A 21,277-nucleotide genomic window follows, 5' to 3' on the forward strand; every position below is an offset into this window, starting at 1 on the left:
GTGCAACCAACCGGGGCCACTGACGTTTGACCCGGCGAGCAGAGGTGAGCGACGATGTACGAAGAACTTGATGACGGCGAACTGATCCGCGAGGCAATGCGGCGCGCCTTCAACGGCGCCGGTGCCGAGCAACCCGCGACCGACAAGAAGGCGCCGGACCAGTTCGACGTACTTCTCGAACGGCTGGCCCAGAGTGACCGGCAGGAGGACCGGCGCGGCGCCGCTTAGCGTCCGAGCAGGCGCATCCCCCGCTCGATCCCGTCGAGCGTCATGGGCACCATGCGATCCTCACCCAGTATCTGGCGGATCATTTCGATCGACTGGGTATAGGGCCAGTACTTTTCGGGCACCGGGTTGATCCACAGGCAGGACGGCCAGTGTTCCAGCGCACGGCCTAGCCAGACCTGACCCGCCTCTTCGTTCCAGTGCTCGTTCGCGCCTCCTGGCATCGCCACCTCGTAAGGTGACATCGAGGCGTCGCCGACGAAGATGCACTTGTAGTCCGGACCGAAGGTGCGCAGCACCTCCCATGTCGGGGTCTGCGCGTCCCAGCGGCGGCGGTTGTCGCGCCAGACGCCCTCGTACAGGCAATTGTGGAAATAGAAGTGTTCGAGGTGCTTGAACTCGGCCCGCGCGGCCGAGAACAGCTCCTCCACCACCTTCACGTGCGGATCCATGCTGCCGCCCACGTCGAGAAACAGCAGCACCTTCACGGCATTGCGCCGCTCGGGGCGGGTCTTGACGTCGAGATAGCCATGCTCGGCCGTGGCGCGGATCGTCCCGCCTAGGTCCAGTTCTTCGCGCGCGCCGTCGCGCGCCCAGCTCCGCAACCGTTTCAGCGCGACCTTGATGTTGCGCGTGCCGATTTCGACCGTGTCGTCGAAGTCGCGGAACTCGCGCTTGTCCCAAACCTTCACGGCGCGGCGGTGGCGGCTTTCGTCCTGCCCGATGCGCACGCCCTCGGGATTGTAGCCGTAGGCGCCGAAGGGCGATGTGCCGGCGGTGCCGATCCACTTGTTCCCGCCTTGGTGGCGGCCCTTCTGTTCCTCAAGCCGCTCGCGCAGCGTCTCCATCAGATTGTCAAAGCCGCCGAGCGCCTCGATCTCGGCCTTTTCGGCGGCGCTCAGGTGCTTCTCTGCCATCTTCTCGAGCCAGTCGCGCGGAAGGTCCACCGCGTCCAGCACCTGGTCGAGCGTGATCGCCTCGAGCCCTTTGAAGCTTTGCGCGAAGGCCCGGTCGAAGCGGTCGATGTTGCGCTCGTCCTTCACCATCGCGGCGCGGGCGAGGTAGTAGAACCCCTCGACGTCATAGGTCACGAGCCCCGCGCGCACGCCTTCGAGGAAGGTCAGGTACTCGCGCAGGCTGACCGGCACGCCGGCCGACCGCAGATTATCGAAGAAGCGCAGGAACACCGGTCAGGACACCGCGCGGGTGATGAAGATGGTGACGAACAGGCCGATCAGCGCGCCGAGGATCGCCATGCCGCCGCCGTACTGCGCCATGTCGAGAGGTTTGCCGCCGCGGCGGCGGGCGAGAAGGGCGCCCCAGACGGCGCCGATGGCGGCGAAGAGGAGTACGATCAAGAGGGTCTCCTGCGGTTGCGGGGATTGAGTGCGGTGATTTCGCCGATGCGCGCGCGCACCTCGGCATCCGGGCCGAAGCCGTAACGCGCCCAACCGAGCGCCTCGCGCCTCAGAGCGCGCGCCTCGGCGGTGCGGCCGATGAGCTCGAGCGCCTCGACCTTGATCATCAGGAGCGAGGCGAGCAGCGCGGCATTCTCGGCCCGCGCCACGGCATCGGTGTTGGCGTCGACGATGTCGATGGCGGCGGTGGCCTGCCCGGAGGACAGGGCGAACGCGGCAAGCTGCATGGCGACGTGAGCCTCGTGCACCTCGGTCTGCGGCGTCCGGGCATAGAGGCCGCCGGCCTGGAGGAAGGCGGCGAGCGCTGTTTCGGGCTCGGCTCCCAGCGACAGGCGCCCCAGCGCGAACAGGCTGAAGGCGAGCCGGTTGTCGCGCCAGCCGCGGTCGCGGGCGATCTCGACGGCCTCGCGCGCGGCGGCGCGGCGGCGCGGCTCGGACGTGGAGGGGCCGAGCGCGGTTTCGATCGCGTCGATCCAGGCGCGGGGGGTGGGGCCACGCGCCTCGCGCCCGCCGGAGCGGCCGTTCGGGTTCAGTCGGGTCAGCACACCGGGCAGCGCCCGCGCCACCTGCGCCCGGCTCATCCCGGAGTGCAGCTCGGGCGCGTAGGTGGCGCGAAGGATCAGCATGTCGAAGCCGGTCAGCACGGTGTGGAAGTTGTCGTCGTTGAACACGCTGTCGGTCAGCCGGTACAGGTCGTTGAGCGGGCCGAGCGCCTGCGCGACCTCTTCGTGCAGGCAGTCGCGCACCTCTTGCGGGCTGACGTCGGCGGGGATGAAGACCGCCATGCGGTCGCGCGCGCGCAGCGTGGTCCAGTCGACCCGCGCGCCGCGCCGTTCGCGCCGGAACTCGTCCCAGCTTTGCAGGCGGGGCACCACGAAGCAGGCGGCCTGCGGCACCGCGCGCTGAAGCTCGGCCCGCGGCACGGCCTCGACCGTAATCGAGGCGCGGCGGCCGGCGTCGACCCGCCGGATGTCGAGCCCCGCTTCGCGCCGCAGCCGGGTGATCAGCCGGTCGAGGTCGGGCGACAGGCTGGGCGGCAAGTCGCCGGTGGCACGCACCGTGATCGGCCCCTCGAAGCGGGTGAAGACGGGCAGGGCACGCCCGCTTTCAAGCTGGAACGTCAGGTCGAGGAAGTCCTCGGCGATGGCGGCGTTCGAGCGGGCAGGCGCGGTGGCGCGCGCGGCCGGGAACACCCTCATCGGCGGCAGGTCGCCGGTATACATCGCCCGCCGCTCGGCCACCTCGGGCGCGCCGGCCGGGGCGCAGGCGGCGAGGAGGGCTGCGCACAGGAAGGCGGCGGAGCGAAGGGTCATGGGCGCTCGTACTTGATGAACGGGGTGAGGCGGCCGACGCGATCATACAGCCGACGCGCCGGTTCGTTGAAGTCCTGCGTGAGCCAATAGACGCCTGGCGCCCCGGCGGCATCGGCGGCGGCGTAGACGCCCTCGATCAGTGCGCGGCCCACGCCTTGGCCGCGCACCTGCGGGTCGGCGTAGAGATCCTGAAGGTAGCACACGCTTTCGGCCTTCCATCCGTGGCGGTGGAAAAGGTAGTGCGCGAGCCCGACGGGCCGGCCGTCCTGCTCGGCGATCAGGCCGTGGTAGTCGTTCGTGTCGTTGGCGAGAAGCCGCGCGAGGTAGCTGTCGAAGTGGCTCTCGGGCAGTTTCGTTTCGTAGAACGCGAGGTAGCCGCGCCAGAGGCGGCGCCAGTCCGCTCCGTCCTGCGGGCCGAGGGGACGAATGCGCAGCGTCATGCCACGGACCCTGATGCGCGCCTGCGGCGCACGCCTTTTGTGGCGCCGGGCGCGGCCCGGCGCGGTGCCTCCGGCGGGGATATTTCGAGACCGAAGATGGGACCGCTCACCGGCGGGCCCGCGCCATGAAGGCGAGGCGTTCGAAAAGGTGGACGTCCTGTTCGTTCTTCAGAAGCGCGCCGTGCAGCTTCGGCAGGGCGCTCGCGCCGTCCCCGCGCAGGTCGGCGGCGTCCATGTCCTCGGCCAGCAGGAGCTTGAGCCAGTCGAGCACTTCCGAGGTCGAGGGTTTTTTCTTGAGCCCCGGCGCCTCGCGCAGGTCGTAGAACTGGGTCAGCGCGGTGGTCAGAAGCGATTCCCTGATGCCGGGGTGGTGCACCTCGACGATGCGCTTCATCGTCTCCATGTCGGGGAAGCGGATGTAGTGGAAGAAGCAGCGGCGCAGGAAGGCGTCGGGCAGTTCCTTCTCGTTGTTCGACGTGATGATCACGATGGGGCGGTGCCGGGCGCGGATGGTCTCGCCCGTCTCGTAGACGTGGAACTCCATCCGGTCGAGTTCCTGAAGCAGGTCGTTGGGAAACTCGATATCGGCCTTGTCGACCTCGTCGATCAGCAGCACGACCTTCTCGTCTGCCTCGAACGCCTGCCACAGCTTGCCCTTGCGGATGTAGTTGGCGACGTCGTGGACCCGTTCGTCGCCCAGCTGGCTGTCGCGCAGCCGGCTGACGGCGTCGTATTCGTAAAGCCCCTGCTGGGCGCGGGTCGTGCTTTTCACGTGCCATTCGATCATCGGCAGGTCGAGTGCCGCGGCGACCTGTCGCGCGAGTTCCGTCTTTCCCGTGCCGGGTTCCCCCTTGACAAGCAAGGGCCGCTCGAGCGTCACGGCGGCGTTCACCGCAACAGTCAGATCCTCGGTCGCGACGTAAGCGTCGGTGCCGGTGAATTTCATAATGATGTCAAGCCTCTGTCCGGTCCCGTTGAAGCCGGGACACGCCTGCGGTCAAAGGCCATCAAACCCGCCCAAATGTATAGTGACAACCCCTTTTACGTGGAGTATTTGGTGCCCGAGGGAGACGCGTATGGATGATCGCACGTCCGAAGTCCTTACCGGACGCGAGAGGGGGACCAAGATGAAAGCCGAAGTATTCCTGCCCGAGGACTATCGTCCGGCCGAAGACGAACCTTTCATGAACGAACGCCAGCTCGAGTATTTCCGGCGCAAGCTGCTTGCCTGGAAGAACGACCTGCTGGACGACAGCCGATCGACTATCGAGGGGCTGCAGGACGGAACCCGCAACATACCCGACGTGGCCGACCGCGCCAGCGAGGAGACCGACCGCGCGCTGGAGCTGCGCACCCGCGACCGCCAGCGCAAGCTGGTCGCCAAGATCGACTCGGCGCTGCGCCGCATCGACGAGGGCGAGTACGGGTATTGCGAAGCGACGGGCGAGCCGATTTCGCTCAAACGGCTGGACGCGCGGCCGATCGCGACCCTGAGCCTCGAGGCGCAGGAGAAGCACGAGCGGCGCGAGAAGGTGCACCGGGACGACTGACGCCGGCGCGCAATCGACGAAACATCCTGACACCGGAGCGGCAGCCGCTCCGGTGTCTTTGTATCGGGAGGCAGGCGTGAGACTGGAGGGGCAGGAGGTCACGGTGCTGGGCGCCGGCATCGGCGGACTGGCGGCGGCCATCGCGCTGTCCCGGCGCGGAGCGCGGGTCACCGTGCTGGAACAGGCGCCTGTGATAGCCGAGGTCGGGGCCGGCTTGCAGATCGGGCCGAACGGGGTGGCCGTGCTGGACGCGCTGGGGCTGGGCGAGCAGGCGCGCGCGGCGGGGCTGGCGACGCGGGCGGTGGTTCTGGTGGACGGGCCGTCCGGGCGCCGGGTGGCGCGGCTGGACCTCGACGCGCGCGGCTACGGGCGACCGTACCTTTTGATGCACCGCGCGGACCTGATCGACCTGCTGGCCGAGGGCGCGCGGGCGGCGGGCGTCGACGTGCAACTGGGCGTGCGGGTCGAGACGGTCGAGGAGACGAAAGGGGAGGTGCGGCTGGACGGCCGCGCCGTGCCGCTGCTGATCGGTGCGGACGGGCTGCATTCGCTGGTCCGGCGGCGGCTGAACGGCGACGACAAGCCCGTGTTCAGCGGGCAGGTGGCCTGGCGCGCGGTGATCCCGGCGGAGCATGCCGAGGCCGCCGAGGCGCAGGTTCACATGGGCCCGGGTCGGCACCTGGTGCGCTATCCGCTGCGCGGCGGGCGGCAGATCAACCTGGTCGGTGTCGAGGAGCGGCGGGCCTGGGCGGACGAGGGGTGGTCGCACGAGGACGATCCGGTACATCTGCGGGGCGCCTTCTCGGGGTTCGCAGACGCGGTTCGTCACGATCTGGAGCGGGTGGAGCGTGTGTACCTTTGGGGGCTGTTTCACCATCCGGTGGCGCAGCGCTGGCACGGCGCGTGCATGGCGATCCTGGGCGACGCGGCGCATCCGACGCTGCCGTTCCTGGCGCAGGGAGCGAACATGGCGCTCGAGGACGCCTGGGTCCTGGCCGAGCGGCTGGACCGGCTCCCGCGGGAGGCGGCGTTCGCGCAGTACCGGAAGGTGCGGGCGCCGCGGGTGTCGCGGGCCATCGCCGCGGCGAACGCCAACGCGCGCAACTATCACTTCGCCAATCCGCTGGTGCGACGCACGGGGCATCTGGGGCTGTCGGCTGTCTCGCGCCTGGCGCCCGGTCTGCTGGCCGGGCGCTTCGACTGGCTTTACGGTCACGACGTGACGGGGCAGGGCGGCTGACGCCGCCCGTTGGTCACGACTGCTCGAGCGCGTCGATGATGCCCGAGAAGTCGCCGGCCTTGAGCGACGCGCCACCGACGAGCGCGCCGTTCACGTTTTCGACGGCGAAGATCTCGGCCGCGTTCGACGGCTTCACCGACCCGCCGTAGAGCAGCGACACGCCGTTGCCTTCGCCGCCCATGCGCTGCGACAGTCGGTCGCGCAGAAAGTCGTGCACCTCGGCGATCTGTTCAGTGGTGGGAACGCGGCCGGTGCCGATGGCCCAGACGGGTTCGTAGGCGACGACCAGCGTCGCGGCGGTGGCGCCGTCGGGGATCGAGCCCTGGAGCTGTCCGCCCACCACGGCGAGCGTGCTGCCGCCTTCGCGTTGTTCCAGCGTCTCGCCCACGCAGACCACGGGGACCAGCCCGGCCTCCCACGCGGCGGCGACCTTGTCGCGCACGGCGTCGTCGCTTTCGCCGTGGTCGGCCCGGCGTTCGGAGTGGCCGAGGATGACGTGGGTCGCGCCGGCATCGGCCAGCATCGCGGCCGAGACGTCGCCTGTATGCGCGCCCGAGGGGGCGGCGTGGCAGTCTTGGCCGCCCACGGCGATCTTGCCGTCGCCAATGCGGCGCGCCATGCGGTCGATCAGGGTGGCCGGGGGGCAGAGGAGGATGTCGCAGACCGGCGTGGTATGGGTGGCCATGAGCGTGTCGACCTCGGCGAGCTGCGCCTCCAGCCCGTTCATCTTCCAGTTTCCGGCGGCGAGCTTGCGTGGCGTGGTCATGCGATCCTCCTTGTGTGACGTCGGGTCCGACATAGCGGGTTTCGCGGCCGGCATGAAGCGGCGCGAGACCGGAGCCAAGGTGAAGGAATTGGGGGAGACGGTGCTGGCGGCCGAAGAGGGGTTTCGATCCGGCGAAGCGGATCGGGTAGCCGCCAAAGAGATGTCATCCCGGCGCAGGCCGGGATCTTTTACCGTTGGCGCAGCGCTCGGATAACGGGCTAACGTTGGGAGGCCCCCGCTTTCGCGGGGGTGACAGGGCGTGAATGGGGTGGGCCGGGCGGTGGCGGAGTGGTCCACCGGACGCCGGAACTCCGGCTGTCAGCCGCTCCGTTCGGCGGAGAGCTCTTCAACGTCCTTGAACTTGATCGACTCGCCGCAGCCGCAGGCGTCCGAGACGTTCGGGTTGCGAAAGCGGAAGCCGGATTCGAGCAGCGACGTCTCGTAGTCGATCTCGGTGCCGAAGAGGAACATCTGAGCCATTGGCGCGATCATCACGCGTGCGCCGTCCTGTTCGACCACCTCGTCGTTGGGGTCGATCTCGGTCACGTAGTCCATGGTATATTCCATGCCCGCGCAGCCGCCCTTCTTGACGCCGATGCGCAGGCCCTGGTGGCCCTCGCGGTCCATCAGCTTCGCGATCTGGCGGATCGCAGCCGGGGTCATCGTCACTGCCTGCTTGCCGGGAATTCCGAACATGCGTCTCTCCGTTGCCGTTGCCACGAACGTAGGCGCCGAGGCCGCATTCCTCAAGGGCGCAAGAAAAAGCGGGGCGGTATCCGGGACCGCCCCGCGCCTGATATCCTGCGACTCGATATCCGTTTCACCGGTGCGGCCAAAGAGCCGTGCCTGCATCTGGCGGTCCAGTGTAACGGGATCGTGTCGTCTTACATGAAGCCGAGTTCCAGCCGCGCTTCGTCCGACATCATGTCCATGCCCCAGGGCGGGTCCCAGGTGAGGTCGACGTCGACCTTGCGCACGCCCGGCAGCGGCTCGATCGCCTCGGCCACCCAGCCGGGCATCTCGCCTGCGACGGGGCAGCCCGGCGCCGTCAGCGTCATGATGACGGAGACGTCGTTTTCGTCGCTGATCTCGACCGTGTAGACCAGCCCAAGGTCGTAGATGTTGACCGGGATCTCGGGGTCGTAGACGGTCCGGCACGCCTCGACCACGCTGTCGTAGAGCGGGTGGTCCGTGCTCGAGGGCCGGATCAGCGGCTTGCCTTCCAGCGGTTCGGTGGTCTCGGTGCTCATCGCTCGTCCGTTCTATTGCCGAGCGTTCATATAAGGATTGCAGGCACTCGCGTCCAGAGCGGCGCCGCGCTCAGCCCGCGTCGATGCCGGCCTGCGGGAAGGCGGGGCGGCCCTTCGCGGCGAGCGCCTGCACCTCTTCGATCAGGGCCTCGCGCATGTCGCACTCGACCGCCCAACCGGTGGTCGGATCGGGGCAGTTGAACTGGAAGCGGACGCATTGGCCCAGCGCATCCTGCGTCGTCACCCGAACGGCGGCGGCGTCCTTCTCGATGATGTCGTCGTTATCCTCGACAAGGTCCATGAACCGCGCCCGCAGGGCGTCGACGTCGAGTTCATGGGCGAGTGTGAGGCTGACGGTGCGGATCAGGGTCGAGTCGTCCTTGGTCAGGTTCACGAAGCTGTCGGAGACGAAGTGCTCGACCGGCACGATCAGCCGCACGCCGTCCCAGCGCAGAAGCTGCACGAAGGTGAAGTGGATGCGTTCCACCGTGCACCATTGGTCCTCATAGTAGACCTGGTCGCCGATCCGGGCCGAGCGATTCATGGCGATCTGAAGCGACGCCATGATGTTGCCCAGCACCCGGCGCGCGGCGAAGCCCAGGATCAGGGTCAGCGCACCGGCCGAGGCGAGAAGCGAGAAGCCCAACGTCCGGAACAGGTTGGTCGCCGAGAGTACGAAGCCGATCGCCGCGAGCAAGGCGACGACGATCAGCGCCTTGCGCAGGCCCGAGAACGAGGTGGCGATGGTGCGGACCGAGGACTTGCTGGGATCCGACAGCTCGCCCGCGTCGAAGTTCACCGTGCGGTCGAGGATCGAGTCGATGAGCTGCAGGGCGAAGGTGAGGAAGGCGCCGATGTAACCGATCACTATGATCGGCTCGATCACCGCCGAGGCCGTGCCCGAGACCACGAAAAAGCGTTGCGTCGACAGCATCAGGATCGTCGTGGCGACCGCTATGATTGCCGGCCAGCGCAGAGCGCGCAGCGCAGTGGTCGCGGCCCAGCCCGAGGCATGGCGCGACAGAGTGCCGAAGAGCCAGTGCATCAGAATCCCCGCGAAGATCGCGGCGAAGATGAAGATGGGCAGGCCGATGACCTCCCACCAGTCGAGGCCCCAGAAGGCCTCGGCCTTCAGGCTGGCGGGAATGCGCTGTTCAAGCTGTGAGGGCCCGTAGATGCGGTGCAGTTCGGGCACCTGCTGCACCGTGCGCGCCGAGAAGACCCAAACCGGATCTCCACTCTCGGGCTTCACGCGATTGAGCCGGATCGCCGCCTCGCGGTCGCCCTTGTCGAGCACGCCGATCAGGAGCGAGCGGCGCGGTTCGCCGGACATCGCGCGGGACGAGGCAGCCGTGGCATCCAGCGCGTCGGGCCGTTCGAGCAGCGCGCGCCAAGAGATCACGGCCTTCCGCTCGAGCACCTCCGCAAGCTGCTGCGCGAGTTCGGGACCGACATCGGACTGCCGCTCGGGCGCGTAGCCGGACAGGTTCAGCCCGTGCGCGGCGGCGGCGTAATCCTCACGTCCGACGGCGTCGAGGAAGCTTTCCACCGCGCCCTGCGGCGTGCTGCGGTCGAAATCCTCGGGCGCGGGGTCGAGCCCGGAGTTCAGGAAGGGGATCTCGAACCAGGCGTTCATGTCCTGGCTCTGCGCAAGCGCGGCGGCGCAGCCGATCCAGATCGCCGCAGCCCACGTCAGCAGGCGCACCGCCGCGTGTCGCATCACATTCCTCCGTGTCCCTCTGCCCGCCAAACGGGCTGGAAACGCGGCGGTTCCTATAGAAGCTGGATCAGCCGGCGGTGCGGCGGGCCGCCCGCCGGCGCACCGGCTCGGGGCGGACGTGCTTCTCGATGGCTTCATAAAGCGAGCCGGCCACGTTCTTGCCGGTCGCCTTCTCGATCCCCTCGAGGCCGGGGGAGGAGTTGACCTCGAGCACCTTGGGCCCGTCCGAGCTCCGCAGCAGGTCCACGCCGGCAAGCCCCAGGCGGAATGCCTTGGCCGCGCGCAGCGCCGTCTCGCGCTCGGCCTTGGTCAGGCGCACGGCCTCGGCCACGCCGCCCTGGTGCAGGTTCGAGCGGAACTCCCCGGGCTGCGCTACCCGGCGGATCGAGGCGACGACGCGACCGTTCATCACGAGGCAGCGGATATCCTCGCCCGCGGCTTCCTTCACGAACTGCTGGACCAGGAAGTTGGCCTTGAGCCCCCGGAAGGCCGAGATCACCGACTCGGCGGCTTTCTTCGTCTCGGCCAGCACCACGCCCTTGCCTTGCGTCGATTCCAGAAGCTTCACGATGAGCGGAGCCGCACCCACGAGCTGGATCAGGTTGCCGGTATCCTTGGGCGAGGCGGCGAAGGCCGTGGTGGGCATGCCGATGCGGTGGCGGGCGAGGACCTGGTGCGCCTGCAACTTGTCGCGGCTGGCGGCGATGCCTTCCGAGCCGTTCACGCAATAGGTGCCGATCGTCTCGAACTGGCGGATCACGGCGGTGCCGTAGGGGGTGATCGACGCGCCGATGCGCGGGATCACGGCGTCGTAGCGGGGCAGGCGCTTTCCGTCGTAATGCACCTCGGGCGCCAGGCTGTTGATCGTCATGTAGCAGCGCGTGGTGTCGATCACCTCGACCACGTGGCCGCGCTTTTCGCCCTCGGCCACCAGCCGACGGGTGGAATAGCTGTGCCCCTCGCGGCTGAGCACGGCGATGCGCAGGGTGCGGTCCGGCGCGACTTCGCGCACGCGGGTGGAGTGATAGACGTCGTAGGTCAGCGAGGGCTGGCAGAAGCTGTCGCCGGGGCTGACCACGATGTCCTCGCTCAGCGCCTGCCGGCCCAGCAGCATGCGATAGGCCATGGTGCCGCGGTCCGTCAGCGTCAGTTCGATGGGCCAGGTGCGGCCGCCCACCGAGATCTCGCTCTGGATGACGTAGCGCAGTTCCGTCTCGCCGTTCGACGACGTGACTTCCCGCCGGTCCAGCACCTCGGCCGAGCAGGGGATGGCAAGGTCGCTGCGGCCCGGCACGGGGTGCACCATGAAGCGCACGCGCGGACGTGCGGCGGGACCGAATGGCTCGATCTCGTAGGCGTGCAGCGCCGAGGTGCGCGCGCCGGTGTCCACCTTCGCCTTCAGCGCGGGCAGCCCGAGGTCGGGAAGAGAGACCCATTCCTCCCATCCCAGGCGGAAGGCGGTGTCCTGCGGTGTCGCGTCGTCGGCCATGCCGGATCGCTCCTTGGATTTGTCGGCGTTTTGCCTCAGAAGGGCGCGTCGAATACGAGGTTCCGAGATGCCCGAAAGGTTCAGTTACGAGCTTAAGGCCACCGATGGCAAGGCGCGCACCGGCGTCATCTCCACGCCCAGGGGCGAGATCCGCACCCCGGCCTTCATGCCGGTTGGCACCGCCGGCACGGTGAAGGCCATGCTGCCCGAGAGCGTCCGCGCGACGGGCGCCGATATCCTGCTGGGCAACACGTACCACCTGATGCTGCGCCCGACGGCAGAGCGCATCGACCGCCTGGGCGGGCTGCACAGGTTCATGAACTGGAACAGGCCGATCCTGACCGACTCGGGCGGGTTCCAGGTGATGAGCCTGGCCGAGCTGCGCAAGCTGACCGAGCGCGGCGTGACCTTCCGCAGCCACATCGACGGATCGCGCCACGAGATCACGCCCGAGCGGTCGATGGAGATCCAGCGGCTTCTGGGCTCGGACATCGTGATGGCCTTCGACGAGTGCCCGGCGCTGCCCGCCGATCGCAAGCGGATCGAGGACAGCATGCGCCTGTCGATGCGCTGGGCGTCGCGGTCGAAGGAGGCGTTCGGCGACCGGCCTGGCCATGCGCTCTTCGGCATTCAGCAGGGCGGGCTGGAGCAGGACCTGCGCGAGGAAAGCGCCAAGGCCCTGCGCGACATCGGCTTTGACGGCTACGCCGTGGGCGGGCTTGCCGTGGGCGAGGGGCAGGAGGCGATGTTCGGCGTGCTCGACTTCGCCCCCGACATGCTGCCCGCCGACAAGCCGCGTTACCTGATGGGCGTGGGCAAGCCTGACGATATCGTGGGCGCGGTGGCGCGCGGGATCGACATGATGGACTGCGTGCTGCCCTCGCGCTCGGGGCGGACGGGGCAGGCCTGGACCCGGCACGGCGTGGTCAACATCAAGAACGCCCGCCACGCCGACGACCCGCGCCCGCTGGACGAACACTGCACATGTCCCGCCTGCACCGGATATTCCCGCGCCTACCTGCACCACGTGTTCCGCGCGGGCGAGATGATCTCGGGCATGCTGCTGACCTGGCACAACCTGCATTATTACCAGGAGCTGATGCAGGGGATGCGCGACGCCATTGCCGCGGGCCGCTTCGCCGAGTTCGAGCGCGACTTCCACGCGCAGCGCGCCGAAGGTGACATCGCGCCACTCTAGCCGCACAGGTCCCCCTGCGCCCATGCACGATGAACAATGCAGCCTCCCCGTTGCGCGGCGGCGGGTCGCACATAGGTCTGCGCTCCACACGAGATACGGTGAAGGAGATCGCAGATGGCCGATCCGAAGTTGTTCACGCCGCTCAAGGCCGGCGATATCGAGATGAAGAACCGCGTCGTCATGGCCCCGCTGACGCGCAACCGCGCGCGGCACGCCGACGACGCCCCGCACGCGCTGAACGCCGAGTACTACGCCCAGCGGGCCGGTGCCGGCCTGATCATCAGCGAGGCCACGCAGATCTCGGCCGAGGGCAAGGGGTACGCCTTCACGCCCGGCGTCTATTCCGACGCGCAGATCGCCGGCTGGCGCGATGTGACCGACGCGGTGCACGCGAAGGGCGGCAAGATCGTCGCGCAGATCTGGCACGTGGGCCGCATCAGCCACACCTCGCTTCAACCCGACGGGCAGCCGCCCGTGGCGCCGTCGGCCGGGCGAGCCGAGGGCGTGAAGACCTTCGATGGGCAGGACTTCGTCGACGTCTCCGAGCCGCGCGCGCTGGGCACCGACGAAATCGCCCGCGTCATCGACGACTACCGCCACGCCGCCGAGGCGGCCAAGAAGGCGGGCTTTGACGGGGTCGAGGTGCACGCCGCGAACGGCTACCTGCTGGACCAGTTCCTGCGCGAGACGTCGAACCACCGCGACGACGCCTATGGCGGGTCGGTCGAGAACCGCGCGCGCCTGGTGTTCGAGGTACTCGACGCCGTGACCGAGGTCTGGGGCGGCGGCGGCCGCGTGGGCATCCGCATCTCGCCTTTCTCGCCCGCCAACGGACAGGAACTGGGTGACGCGCAGGCGACGTTCGAGTACCTCGTGAAAGGGCTCAAGCCCTATGGCCTGAGTTTCCTGCACGTGATCGAAGGCGCAACCGGCGGACCGCGCGATCTGCCCGAGGGCGCCTCGCTCGAGCCGCTGCGCGCCGCGTTCGACGGCGTGTGGATCGGCAACAACGGCTATGACCGCGATCTCGCCGTCGAGCGGGTGGAAAACGGAGCGGTGGACGCCGTGGCCTTCGGCCGCGCCTACATCGCCAACCCGGACCTGGCCGAGCGGCTGGAGCGGGACGCGCCGCTCAACGAGCCCGACCCGTCGACCTTCTACGGCGGCGGGGCCGAGGGCTACACCGATTATCCGCGTCTCGAGGACAGCCAGGCGGCCTGAGGCCGCCTGTAATCCACGGTCCAGGACTTGCCCCCGCGCCACCGCAAAGCGGCCTTGCCGTCGCCGCGTGGCGCGGGCACACTCCCGTGACACCTTGGCTGGCCGTGGTTGAACGGGGGGTGAACACCCCCCACATGTCGAGCCCAAGGGGAGGGTCAGCGGTTGCCGCGCAGCGGGACCCGGATCCTCTTGCCAATAAAAGGATTGAGCATGACCGAGCAACTGAGCCCCTCCTATCCAGTCCTGCCGTTGCGCGACATCGTGGTCTTCCCCCACATGATCGTGCCGCTCTTCGTGGGGCGCGAGAAATCGGTGAAGGCGCTGGAAGCGGTGATGGCCGAGGACAAGCAGATCCTGCTGTCCAGCCAGATCGACCCGAGCGTCGACGAGCCCACGTCGGAGGGCATCTACGGCACCGGCGTGCTGGCGAACGTGCTGCAGCTTCTCAAGCTGCCCGACGGCACCGTAAAGGTGCTGGTCGAGGGCCGGTCGCGCGTGCGCGTGGCCGAGTACCTGCCGAACGAGGACCACTTCGAGGCGCGTGCCGAGCCGCTTGAGGAAAGCGAAGGCGACGCCGACACCGTGCAGGCGCTGCTGCGCTCGGTGTCCGAGGAGTTCGAGCGGTACGCCAAGGTCAAGAAGAACATTCCCGAGGAGGCGCTGGCCGCCGTTTCGGAAACCCGCGAGCCGGCCAAGCTGGCCGACCTGGTGGCCGGTCACCTGGGCGTCGAGGTCGAGCAGAAGCAGGAGCTTCTGGAGACGCTGTCGGTGTCCGAGCGGCTCGAGAAGGTCTATGGCCTGATGCAGGGCGAGATGTCGGTCCTGCAGGTCGAGAAGAAGATCAAGACCCGCGTCAAGAGCCAGATGGAGCGCACCCAGCGTGAGTACTATCTGAATGAGCAGATGAAGGCCATTCAGAAGGAGCTGGGCGACGGCGAGGACGGCCAGAACGAGGTCGCCGAGCTGGAAAAGCGCGTCAGCGAGACGAAGCTTTCGAAGGAGGCCCGCGAGAAGGCCGACGCCGAGATTAAGAAGCTCAAGAACATGAGTCCGATGTCGGCCGAGGCCACGGTCGTGCGCAACTACCTCGACTGGATGCTGTCCATCCCGTGGGGCACCAAGTCGCGCGTCAAGAAGGACCTGGGCCGTGCGCAGGGCGTGCTGGACGACGACCACTACAGCCTCGAGAAGGTGAAGGAGCGGATCGTCGAATACCTGGCGGTGCAGCAGCGCTCGAAGAAGCTGAAGGGGCCGATCATGTGCCTCGTCGGCCCTCCGGGCGTGGGAAAGACATCGCTAGGCAAGTCGGTCGCCAAGGCCACGGGGCGCGAGTTCATCCGCATCTCGCTGGGCGGCGTGCGTGACGAGTCCGAGATCCGCGGCCACCGCCGGACCTATATCGGCTCGATGCCAGGCAAGATCATCCAGGCGCTGAAGAAGGCGAAGACCACCAACCCGCTCATCCTGCTCGACGAGATCGACAAGATGGGTCAGGACTTCCGTGGCGACCCGGCCTCGGCCATGCTCGAGGTGCTCGACCCCGAGCAGAACGGCACCTTCGTGGACCATTACTTGGAGGTCGAGTACGACCTGTCCGACGTGATGTTCATCACCACGGCGAACTCGTACAACATGCCGGGGCCGCTTCTGGACCGCATGGAGATCATCCCGCTCTCGGGCTACACCGAGGACGAGAAGATGGAGATCGCCAAGCGCCACCTGATCGGCAAGCAGGTCAAGAACCACGGCCTCAAGAAGGGCGAGTTCGAGATCACCGACGAGGCGCTGATGGAGATGATCCGCACCTATACCCGCGAGGCGGGCGTGCGGAACCTCGAGCGCGAGATCGCGAAGCTTGCCCGGAAGGCGGTGACGCAGCTCGTCAAGAAAGAGGTCGAGACGGTCGTCGTCACGCCCGAGAACCTGGCGGACTACCTTGGCGTCAAGAAGCACCGCTATGGCCTGGCCGAGAAGGAAGACCAGATCGGCGTGGTCACCGGCCTCGCCTGGACACAGGTCGGCGGCGATCTGTTGCAGATCGAGGCGCTGCGCCTGCCGGGCAAGGGCCGGATGAAGACCACCGGCAAGCTGGGCGACGTGATGAAGGAGTCGATCGATGCGGCGTCGTCCTACGTCCGCTCGATCGCGCCGCAGATCGGGGTGAAGCCGCCGCGGTTCGACACGATGGACATCCACGTCCACGTGCCGGACGGGGCGACGCCGAAGGACGGGCCCTCGGCCGGTCTGGCGATGGTAACCTCCATCGTCTCGGTGCTCACGCAGATCCCTGTCCGCAAGGACATCGCCATGACGGGCGAGGTTTCGCTGCGCGGCAACGCCATGCCCATCGGCGGCCTGAAAGAGAAACTGCTCGCGGCCCTGCGTGGCGGCATCAAGACCGTTCTCATCCCCGAGGAGAACGAGAAGGACCTGGTCGAGATCCCCGATAACGTGAAGGAGGGGCTCGAGATCATCCCGGTGGCGCATGTCTCGGACGTGCTAAAGCACGCGCTGGTGCGCCAGCCCGAGCCCATCGAGTGGGACGAGGCGGCCGAGGAAGCCGCCGCGGCCCGCCGGGCGATGGAGCAGCGGGAAGGGCAGGGCGCCACGGCGCACTGATCCCGACGCCACGGTACCGACTTTACGGGCGCCCCTCAGGGCGCCCGTTTTCGTTGGTGGCGGTGACAGGCTGGGTGTCGGCAGTTAACGTGCCCACAATGACACCCCGCCAGAAAAAGGACGAGCAGATGTTCACGAACTCCATGAACACTAAGCCTGCGCCCGAAGCCGGAGGGCGCGACGCGGAAACGGGAGAGGTCCGGAAGAAGGACTTGCTGGACCGCGTGGCGGCGCAGGCGGGCGTGAAGCGGCAGGACGCCAAGCCGGTCGTCGAGGCTACGCTGGCGGTGCTGGGGCAGGCCCTGAGCGACGGCGAAGAGCTTCAGCTTCAGCCCTTGGGCAAGGTCATGGTGAACCGCGAAAAGACCCGCGAGAACGGGCAGGTGATCCATGTGAAGGTGCGCCGCTCGACCCAGTCGATTAACGCCACGACCCCCCTTGCGCAGTCGGACCGGGACGGCTAATAGACCGCCCGAAGGGTGATTAGCTCAGTGGTAGAGCGCTTCGTTCACATCGAAGATGTCGGGAGTTCGAATCTCTCATCACCCACCATTTCCTCCGGCGCGGATGCAGACACACCTTTCGCAGGAACGTCGCTCCGACCCGGCGCGTCTGGCTTCGACATCAGGCGCATCCTGCGGCACGGTCGCGGGCAAGGGTGATTAGCTCAGCTGGTAGAGCGCTTCGTTTACACCGAAGATGTCGGGAGTTCGAGTCTCTCATCACCCACCATGCTACTGCATTGAAATCGCACAAGTACCTGATAAACAGGGACATGCGCCGCCTCAACTGGTACATAGAGGTGGTACGCGATGAGATGCAGAATGCCCCAACCCGTCCTGATCGGATCGACCTACTACCTGCGCGTCCATGTCCCTCGCGATGTGGTGGATCGTGCGAAGGGTACGACTGTGTCTCTGCCCATTGGCGACCGCATCCGCCAGCTCAAGCTCACCACACACGCGAAGACCTCGCTGCGCACAAAGGACTGGCAGGAAGCGAAGAGGCGTTTCTCGCAGGCTCTGGCGGCGCTGGAGAGCCACTGGGAGGCGCTTCGACGTGGCCCCGCCGGTCTGACCCACAAGCAGGCCGTAGCACTCGCTGGTGAGGTCGTGGCTGACTTTCTCGACATCCTCGAAGATGAGCCGGGATCGCCTGAGCTGTGGAAACGTGTCGCCGAGCTGGACGAGGCGGCAAGAGCTGGCCGTAGCCATCCATTGGCGGTGCCGACAGCGGAAACCAGAGCTGCCGATATTGAAAGCCGCTTCGGAGGACTGGCAGACGCAGCGCTCGCAAGGCGCGGCCTTCTCGTGGATGCTGTGTCGCGGAGCAAGCTACTACAGCGGGTCACTGTCGCCATGGAAGACGTCACGCGCGTGAACGCAGCACGGGCCAGCGGCGACTACTCGGAGAGCGGCACGGCGGACAAGTACCCTGCTTATGCTCCGAAGATACAGGCTCAGGCACAGCACGTTGGTGAAGGCAAAGGAACGACCTTCGCGGAAGTGATCGACGCGGAGGTCAAGCGCCGTGCGGCAGGGCGTGACGCCAAGCCGATGTCTGAGAGTGCAGAGCGGAAATACCGGCGGGCCGCTGATGAGTTCGCTGGCTATCGCAAGAGCAAGCGCGTGGACACGGTCACGGCTCGGCAGGCCGACGAGTGGATGAGGAAGATGTTGGAGGACGGAAAGCTGTCCAACTCGACCATCGCCCAGCGCCTTCAGAACGTGAGTACAGTCGTGGAGTGGGCAAGGCGTCATGCTTTCGGAGAGCTGTTCCCGGATCGCAACCCGCTGGACCTTGTTGAAGTCCCGCAGCGCCAAGGCGTCAGGAGCGAAGACCGGACCTATCGCATGAGCGAGGCACGGGCGGTTCTTGAGGCAGCGCGAAGTGAGACCAAGCCGGAGCTGAGGTGGCTGCCGTGGATGTGCGCTTATTCGGGAGCGCGTATTGAGGAAGTAGCTCAACTGACGGCGGGCGATTTCTTCGAGTACGAGGGGTCGTGGTTCTACCGGATTACGACGAAGGGAGGGAAGAGCCTCAAGAACCTACACAGTATCCGGGTCGTGCCCGTTCACCCTGATCTCGTGCAGGAGGGCCTGCTTGGGTTTGTTCATGCGGGCAGCAAGCGGTACACGCAGCGACTGTTTCCGCCTCGCTCGCAAGGGAATGTCGCTGGCTGGGTCAGGGGCAAGCTGAAGATCACGAGGCGCGAGCTGGCTCCAAGTCACGGCTGGCGGCATCTCTTCGAGGACGTCGCGCTCAGGGCCGGGATGGCAGACAGCGCGAAGACCTACATAACGGGCAGGACCACCGGAAAATCCTCCGAGGGCTATGGGAAAAGCGATGTGATGCTCCCCGGCCTCGCCGTCGAGATGAAAAAGCTGCCTTCCTTCTTGATGCGAGACGCCACGAGAACGAGCTGAACCTCTTCGACTTCAACGGCAACGGCATCCGCACCATCGACCTCGACGGCACCATCTGGTTCCCGGCCAAGGACGTGTGCGAGGCACTGGACATCCGCAACCCGTCCAACGCGGTCAAGCATGGCTGCAACCCTGACCACTACCCGCAGGTGCGCAAGAGCGAGGTCTCTACTCGAGATACCATCTCTCTTAGCTTCCCCAACCGTGGGATGCTCTGCGTCTCCGAGGCTGGCATCTACGACCTGATCAACCAGAGCCGTAAGCCTGCAGCCATCGCCTTCCGCAAGTGGGTCAACGGCACCGTGCTGCCTCGGCTCCGTGAGAACGGCAGCTACGTCGTGGGCGAGGAGAAGGTCGAGGACGGCAGCGCCACGCTCGATGAGCTTGAGCTGTTCCACAAGGCGATCACCACGGCGACCAGCCGGATCGAGACGCTGACCGAGAAGCTCAAGCAGAGGACCGAGAAGCTGACCGAGGCCCGCAGCGCGTGGCCGCCCCGGGTCAGTGCGGCACTCGCAGAGCAGGCTCGAAGATGGCATGAAGGCCACGAGGGCATTAGAGGACTGACCATGAAGACACTCGCCACCACAATCGCAATCGTGCTGACTGCCGCGCCTGCACTGGCGCAGGACGACGAGGCCATGGTTCCAGTGATCATCAAAGCGCCAGAAACGGATGCGGCCAAGCTCGACCACATGCGCTACGGGTGCGTGACCAATGGCGGAGTCTTGATGATGGGGGCAAACAACCGGGGCGTGGTCTTCTGCGTGAACATGCAAGCGCTGATCCCGATGCCCGGCGAGTATCCAGTGATGGAACGGGAGGACTGACCATGCGGTCCCTTGGCATCATCGTCGCCAGCGTCCTCATCACAGGCCTAATAAGTGGGTCATGGAAGATGTGGCAGCAGAAGCAGTTCGCGCCCTCAGTGGAGCGATGTGAGGCGGCAGGAGGACAGCTCATGAAGGCTTTCAACCGCAAGCTCTACTGCATCGACAACCGAGCGATAATCGATAGCACGAGGTCCGACGACTGACAGCACCCACCTTCTCGGGTGTCCGAGGAAACGACGCGGCGCGGTTAGCTGCGGCGCGGCCTCAGTGTGGCGTGTGTGTCGGCTACATGGTGGCCAGGACACGGACGAAAACTGGCATCGGCCGAGGCATCAGGTTCCACCATTAAGAGACCGACCACCATGTGGTGGAGCTGTGACCTGACGGGGTCACTGAGGCTCGCCTTTGGCGCGGCTCCAGTTGGTCCGAGGGCATCCGGGGTCACTGCTGCAATGGCGGTGCCTCGGGTGTCGCTGGAGCCTGCCAGAGTGTCCAGCCTCAGGGTGGCCAGACTGGACAAGGCCAGACGGAGGACCAGCACACTAAAAGCCACACAGGACCAGCACACATGACTAAAGAAATACAAGGGCTTACCCGCGTCAGAACGCAATGGGTGAAGCTGACAGAGATCCACACACGACCGGATGACTTCCAGCACCGCGCATCGGTCTGCAACGAGTACCATGCCGACGAGCTGGCGAGGGCACTCAAGGGCAAGCAGGAGCTTCCGCCGGTCGATGTCTGGAGAAACCCAGAGACCCGGGAGCTGATCATCATCGACGGGCACCACCGCCACGAAGCCCACATCAGAGCGAGCAGGCAGAAGGTCCGCGTGGTCATCTACGAGGGGCCAGAGCGAGACGCGGTGCTTTACGCCCTCAAAGCCAACAGCGAGACAAAGCTGCCAATGGCCGCATGGGAACGAAGCGACGCAGCATGGCGGCTCGTCTGCAAAACCGAGAACGGAGAGGACGACGGCACCAGCGTCTACAGCAAGGCCGAACTGGTGAAGAACTCGCAGGTCTCGAACGGCACCATCGGGACCATGCGCAGCACACGGAAGAAGCTGCTGGAAGCGGGACAAGACCTGCCCAGAACATGGGAGGCCGCGCAGATGCTGCTGAGGCGCGAGGCCGCAGACAAACTCACAGACGAGGACTTCAACGAGATGACCAAGGCGCGGGCAGAGAAGCTGTACGAGAAGTTCGGCAAGGAGATCGGACGTGAGGCAGACATTGAGGTGGTCCCCAAAAACCGGACGCTCGGCTAAGCTTGCCGCCAACGATGACAAGGACGAACAGCGTGGCTGGCAAACGGAAGAACTACGGTGCCGAGTTCAAGGCGAAGGTGGCGCTCGAGGCCATCCGAGGTGAGATGACGGTCGCCGAACTGGTGGCGAAACACGGCGTGCACCAGACCCTGATCAACTCTTGGAAGCGGCAGGCGCTCGAGGGCATGTCGGGGATTTTCTCGGGAAAGGCCGAGGTGAAGGCCGCCGAGAAGGTGGGCGAGATTGAAAAGCTGCACGCCAAGATCGGCCAGCTCGTGGTGGAACGAGATTTTTTAGCC

The 21,277-nt window shown here is 66.7% G+C and carries 21 protein-coding genes and 2 tRNA genes; 13 read left to right on the forward strand and 10 right to left on the reverse strand.

The features are described 5' to 3' along the window. Window positions 1–54: 54 nt before the first annotated feature. Window positions 55–228, forward strand: coding sequence for a hypothetical protein (locus BM162_RS22715; protein ID WP_177215064.1), 174 nt, complete (start codon window positions 55–57; stop codon window positions 226–228). On the opposite strand, the gene BM162_RS05100 is transcribed toward BM162_RS22715, so the two are convergent. The 5 genes from BM162_RS05100 to BM162_RS05120 all read right to left on the reverse strand — a co-directional run bounded on the left by BM162_RS05100 (window position 225) and on the right by BM162_RS05120 (window position 4,342). Continuing rightward, entirely contained in the window at window positions 225–1,412 is a 1,188-nt protein-coding gene (locus tag BM162_RS05100; protein WP_093418594.1) for a vWA domain-containing protein, read from the reverse strand. The genes BM162_RS22715 and BM162_RS05100 overlap by 4 nt on opposite strands. Before the next feature lie 3 nt (window positions 1,413–1,415). Further along, window positions 1,416–1,583 (reverse strand): hypothetical protein, encoded by a 168-nt coding sequence (locus BM162_RS22720; protein ID WP_093418597.1) that lies wholly within the window; start codon window positions 1,581–1,583, stop codon window positions 1,416–1,418. Next, a complete protein-coding gene (locus BM162_RS05110; protein WP_093418599.1) occupies window positions 1,580–2,956 on the reverse strand; it encodes a DUF2927 domain-containing protein in 1,377 nt (458 codons plus the stop codon). Before BM162_RS05110 ends, BM162_RS22720 begins: the two co-directional genes overlap by 4 nt. Next, the gene (locus tag BM162_RS05115; protein WP_093418602.1) at window positions 2,953–3,396 is read right to left on the reverse strand and encodes a GNAT family N-acetyltransferase; all 444 of its coding nucleotides are present in this window, start codon (window positions 3,394–3,396) and stop codon (window positions 2,953–2,955) included. The genes BM162_RS05110 and BM162_RS05115 overlap by 4 nt, the downstream gene beginning before the upstream one ends. A 106-nt stretch (window positions 3,397–3,502) precedes the next feature. Continuing rightward, window positions 3,503–4,342 (reverse strand): AAA family ATPase, encoded by an 840-nt coding sequence (locus tag BM162_RS05120; RefSeq protein ID WP_093418604.1) that lies wholly within the window; start codon window positions 4,340–4,342, stop codon window positions 3,503–3,505. Between the two features lie 181 nt (window positions 4,343–4,523). Between BM162_RS05120 and dksA the strand changes: the two genes are divergently transcribed. After that, on the forward strand, window positions 4,524–4,946 hold the full coding sequence (gene dksA / locus BM162_RS05125; protein ID WP_093418705.1) for an RNA polymerase-binding protein DksA: 423 nt from the start codon (window positions 4,524–4,526) through the stop codon (window positions 4,944–4,946). Between the two features lie 76 nt (window positions 4,947–5,022). Continuing rightward, the gene (locus BM162_RS05130; protein WP_093418607.1) at window positions 5,023–6,186 is read left to right on the forward strand and encodes an FAD-dependent monooxygenase; all 1,164 of its coding nucleotides are present in this window, start codon (window positions 5,023–5,025) and stop codon (window positions 6,184–6,186) included. A 13-nt stretch (window positions 6,187–6,199) separates the two neighbouring features. Here the strand turns inward: BM162_RS05130 and tpiA are convergent, their stop codons facing one another. From tpiA to rimK, 5 genes are all read right to left on the reverse strand, one after another. Beyond that, the gene (gene tpiA / locus BM162_RS05135) at window positions 6,200–6,952 is read right to left on the reverse strand and encodes a triose-phosphate isomerase (protein WP_093418609.1); all 753 of its coding nucleotides are present in this window, start codon (window positions 6,950–6,952) and stop codon (window positions 6,200–6,202) included. A 318-nt stretch (window positions 6,953–7,270) separates the two neighbouring features. Continuing rightward, a complete protein-coding gene (locus tag BM162_RS05140; RefSeq protein WP_093418612.1) occupies window positions 7,271–7,648 on the reverse strand; it encodes a HesB/IscA family protein in 378 nt (125 codons plus the stop codon). A gap of 188 nt (window positions 7,649–7,836) precedes the next feature. Next, window positions 7,837–8,202 (reverse strand): SUF system Fe-S cluster assembly protein, encoded by a 366-nt coding sequence (locus tag BM162_RS05145; RefSeq protein ID WP_093418614.1) that lies wholly within the window; start codon window positions 8,200–8,202, stop codon window positions 7,837–7,839. A 70-nt stretch (window positions 8,203–8,272) separates the two neighbouring features. Then, a complete protein-coding gene (locus BM162_RS05150; protein WP_177215066.1) occupies window positions 8,273–9,922 on the reverse strand; it encodes a mechanosensitive ion channel family protein in 1,650 nt (549 codons plus the stop codon). A 67-nt stretch (window positions 9,923–9,989) separates the two neighbouring features. Next, entirely contained in the window at window positions 9,990–11,411 is a 1,422-nt protein-coding gene (gene rimK, locus BM162_RS05155; RefSeq protein ID WP_093418619.1) for a 30S ribosomal protein S6--L-glutamate ligase, read from the reverse strand. 67 nt (window positions 11,412–11,478) lie between these two features. On the opposite strand from rimK, the gene tgt reads away from it, so the two are divergent. From tgt to BM162_RS05205, 10 genes are all read left to right on the forward strand, one after another. After that, window positions 11,479–12,609 (forward strand): tRNA guanosine(34) transglycosylase Tgt, encoded by a 1,131-nt coding sequence (gene tgt / locus BM162_RS05160; RefSeq protein ID WP_093418622.1) that lies wholly within the window; start codon window positions 11,479–11,481, stop codon window positions 12,607–12,609. Between the two features lie 114 nt (window positions 12,610–12,723). Continuing rightward, window positions 12,724–13,830, forward strand: a complete 1,107-nt coding sequence (locus BM162_RS05165; RefSeq protein WP_093418624.1) for an alkene reductase — start codon at window positions 12,724–12,726, stop codon at window positions 13,828–13,830. Between the two features lie 210 nt (window positions 13,831–14,040). Beyond that, window positions 14,041–16,449, forward strand: a complete 2,409-nt coding sequence (gene lon / locus BM162_RS05170) for an endopeptidase La (RefSeq protein ID WP_093418627.1) — start codon at window positions 14,041–14,043, stop codon at window positions 16,447–16,449. Between the two features lie 128 nt (window positions 16,450–16,577). Continuing rightward, on the forward strand, window positions 16,578–16,913 hold the full coding sequence (locus tag BM162_RS05175; RefSeq protein WP_245759170.1) for an HU family DNA-binding protein: 336 nt from the start codon (window positions 16,578–16,580) through the stop codon (window positions 16,911–16,913). Between the two features lie 13 nt (window positions 16,914–16,926). Next, window positions 16,927–17,001: transfer RNA gene (locus tag BM162_RS05180), tRNA-Val, on the forward strand. A 104-nt stretch (window positions 17,002–17,105) separates the two neighbouring features. Continuing rightward, a tRNA-Val gene (locus tag BM162_RS05185) sits at window positions 17,106–17,181 on the forward strand. A 92-nt stretch (window positions 17,182–17,273) separates the two neighbouring features. Then, window positions 17,274–18,875 (forward strand): site-specific integrase, encoded by a 1,602-nt coding sequence (locus BM162_RS23210; RefSeq protein ID WP_245759171.1) that lies wholly within the window; start codon window positions 17,274–17,276, stop codon window positions 18,873–18,875. A 35-nt stretch (window positions 18,876–18,910) separates the two neighbouring features. Continuing rightward, the gene (locus BM162_RS05190; RefSeq protein ID WP_281243772.1) at window positions 18,911–19,705 is read left to right on the forward strand and encodes a BRO-N domain-containing protein; all 795 of its coding nucleotides are present in this window, start codon (window positions 18,911–18,913) and stop codon (window positions 19,703–19,705) included. A gap of 616 nt (window positions 19,706–20,321) precedes the next feature. Further along, window positions 20,322–20,978: a ParB/RepB/Spo0J family partition protein gene (locus BM162_RS05200; protein WP_177215068.1), complete on the forward strand. Its 657-nt coding sequence runs from the start codon at window positions 20,322–20,324 to the stop codon at window positions 20,976–20,978. Window positions 20,979–21,010: 32 nt separating this feature from the next. Then, the coding region (locus BM162_RS05205; RefSeq protein ID WP_143096109.1) for a transposase at window positions 21,011–21,277 on the forward strand (267 nt) is incomplete at its 3' end.

It is taken from the genome of Tranquillimonas alkanivorans, assembly GCF_900115595.1.
Taxonomy (GTDB): Bacteria; Pseudomonadota; Alphaproteobacteria; order Rhodobacterales; family Rhodobacteraceae; genus Tranquillimonas; species Tranquillimonas alkanivorans.

Excerpts from the sequence above, each read along its gene's own strand:
- BM162_RS22715 (WP_177215064.1), top strand. The coding sequence starts at position 55 with ATGTACGAAGAACTTGATGACGGCGAACTGATCCGCGAGGCAATGCGG.
- BM162_RS05110 (WP_093418599.1), bottom strand. The coding sequence starts at position 2,956 with ATGACCCTTCGCTCCGCCGCCTTCCTGTGCGCAGCCCTCCTCGCCGCC.
- BM162_RS05115 (WP_093418602.1), bottom strand. The coding sequence starts at position 3,396 with ATGACGCTGCGCATTCGTCCCCTCGGCCCGCAGGACGGAGCGGACTGG.
- BM162_RS05120 (WP_093418604.1), bottom strand. The coding sequence starts at position 4,342 with ATGAAATTCACCGGCACCGACGCTTACGTCGCGACCGAGGATCTGACT.
- dksA (WP_093418705.1), top strand. The coding sequence starts at position 4,524 with ATGAAAGCCGAAGTATTCCTGCCCGAGGACTATCGTCCGGCCGAAGAC.
- tpiA (WP_093418609.1), bottom strand. The coding sequence starts at position 6,952 with ATGACCACGCCACGCAAGCTCGCCGCCGGAAACTGGAAGATGAACGGG.
- BM162_RS05140 (WP_093418612.1), bottom strand. The coding sequence starts at position 7,648 with ATGTTCGGAATTCCCGGCAAGCAGGCAGTGACGATGACCCCGGCTGCG.
- BM162_RS05145 (WP_093418614.1), bottom strand. The coding sequence starts at position 8,202 with ATGAGCACCGAGACCACCGAACCGCTGGAAGGCAAGCCGCTGATCCGG.
- BM162_RS05150 (WP_177215066.1), bottom strand. The coding sequence starts at position 9,922 with ATGCGACACGCGGCGGTGCGCCTGCTGACGTGGGCTGCGGCGATCTGG.
- rimK (WP_093418619.1), bottom strand. The coding sequence starts at position 11,411 with ATGGCCGACGACGCGACACCGCAGGACACCGCCTTCCGCCTGGGATGG.
- tgt (WP_093418622.1), top strand. The coding sequence starts at position 11,479 with ATGCCCGAAAGGTTCAGTTACGAGCTTAAGGCCACCGATGGCAAGGCG.
- BM162_RS05165 (WP_093418624.1), top strand. The coding sequence starts at position 12,724 with ATGGCCGATCCGAAGTTGTTCACGCCGCTCAAGGCCGGCGATATCGAG.
- lon (WP_093418627.1), top strand. The coding sequence starts at position 14,041 with ATGACCGAGCAACTGAGCCCCTCCTATCCAGTCCTGCCGTTGCGCGAC.
- BM162_RS05175 (WP_245759170.1), top strand. The coding sequence starts at position 16,578 with ATGTTCACGAACTCCATGAACACTAAGCCTGCGCCCGAAGCCGGAGGG.
- BM162_RS23210 (WP_245759171.1), top strand. The coding sequence starts at position 17,274 with ATGCCCCAACCCGTCCTGATCGGATCGACCTACTACCTGCGCGTCCAT.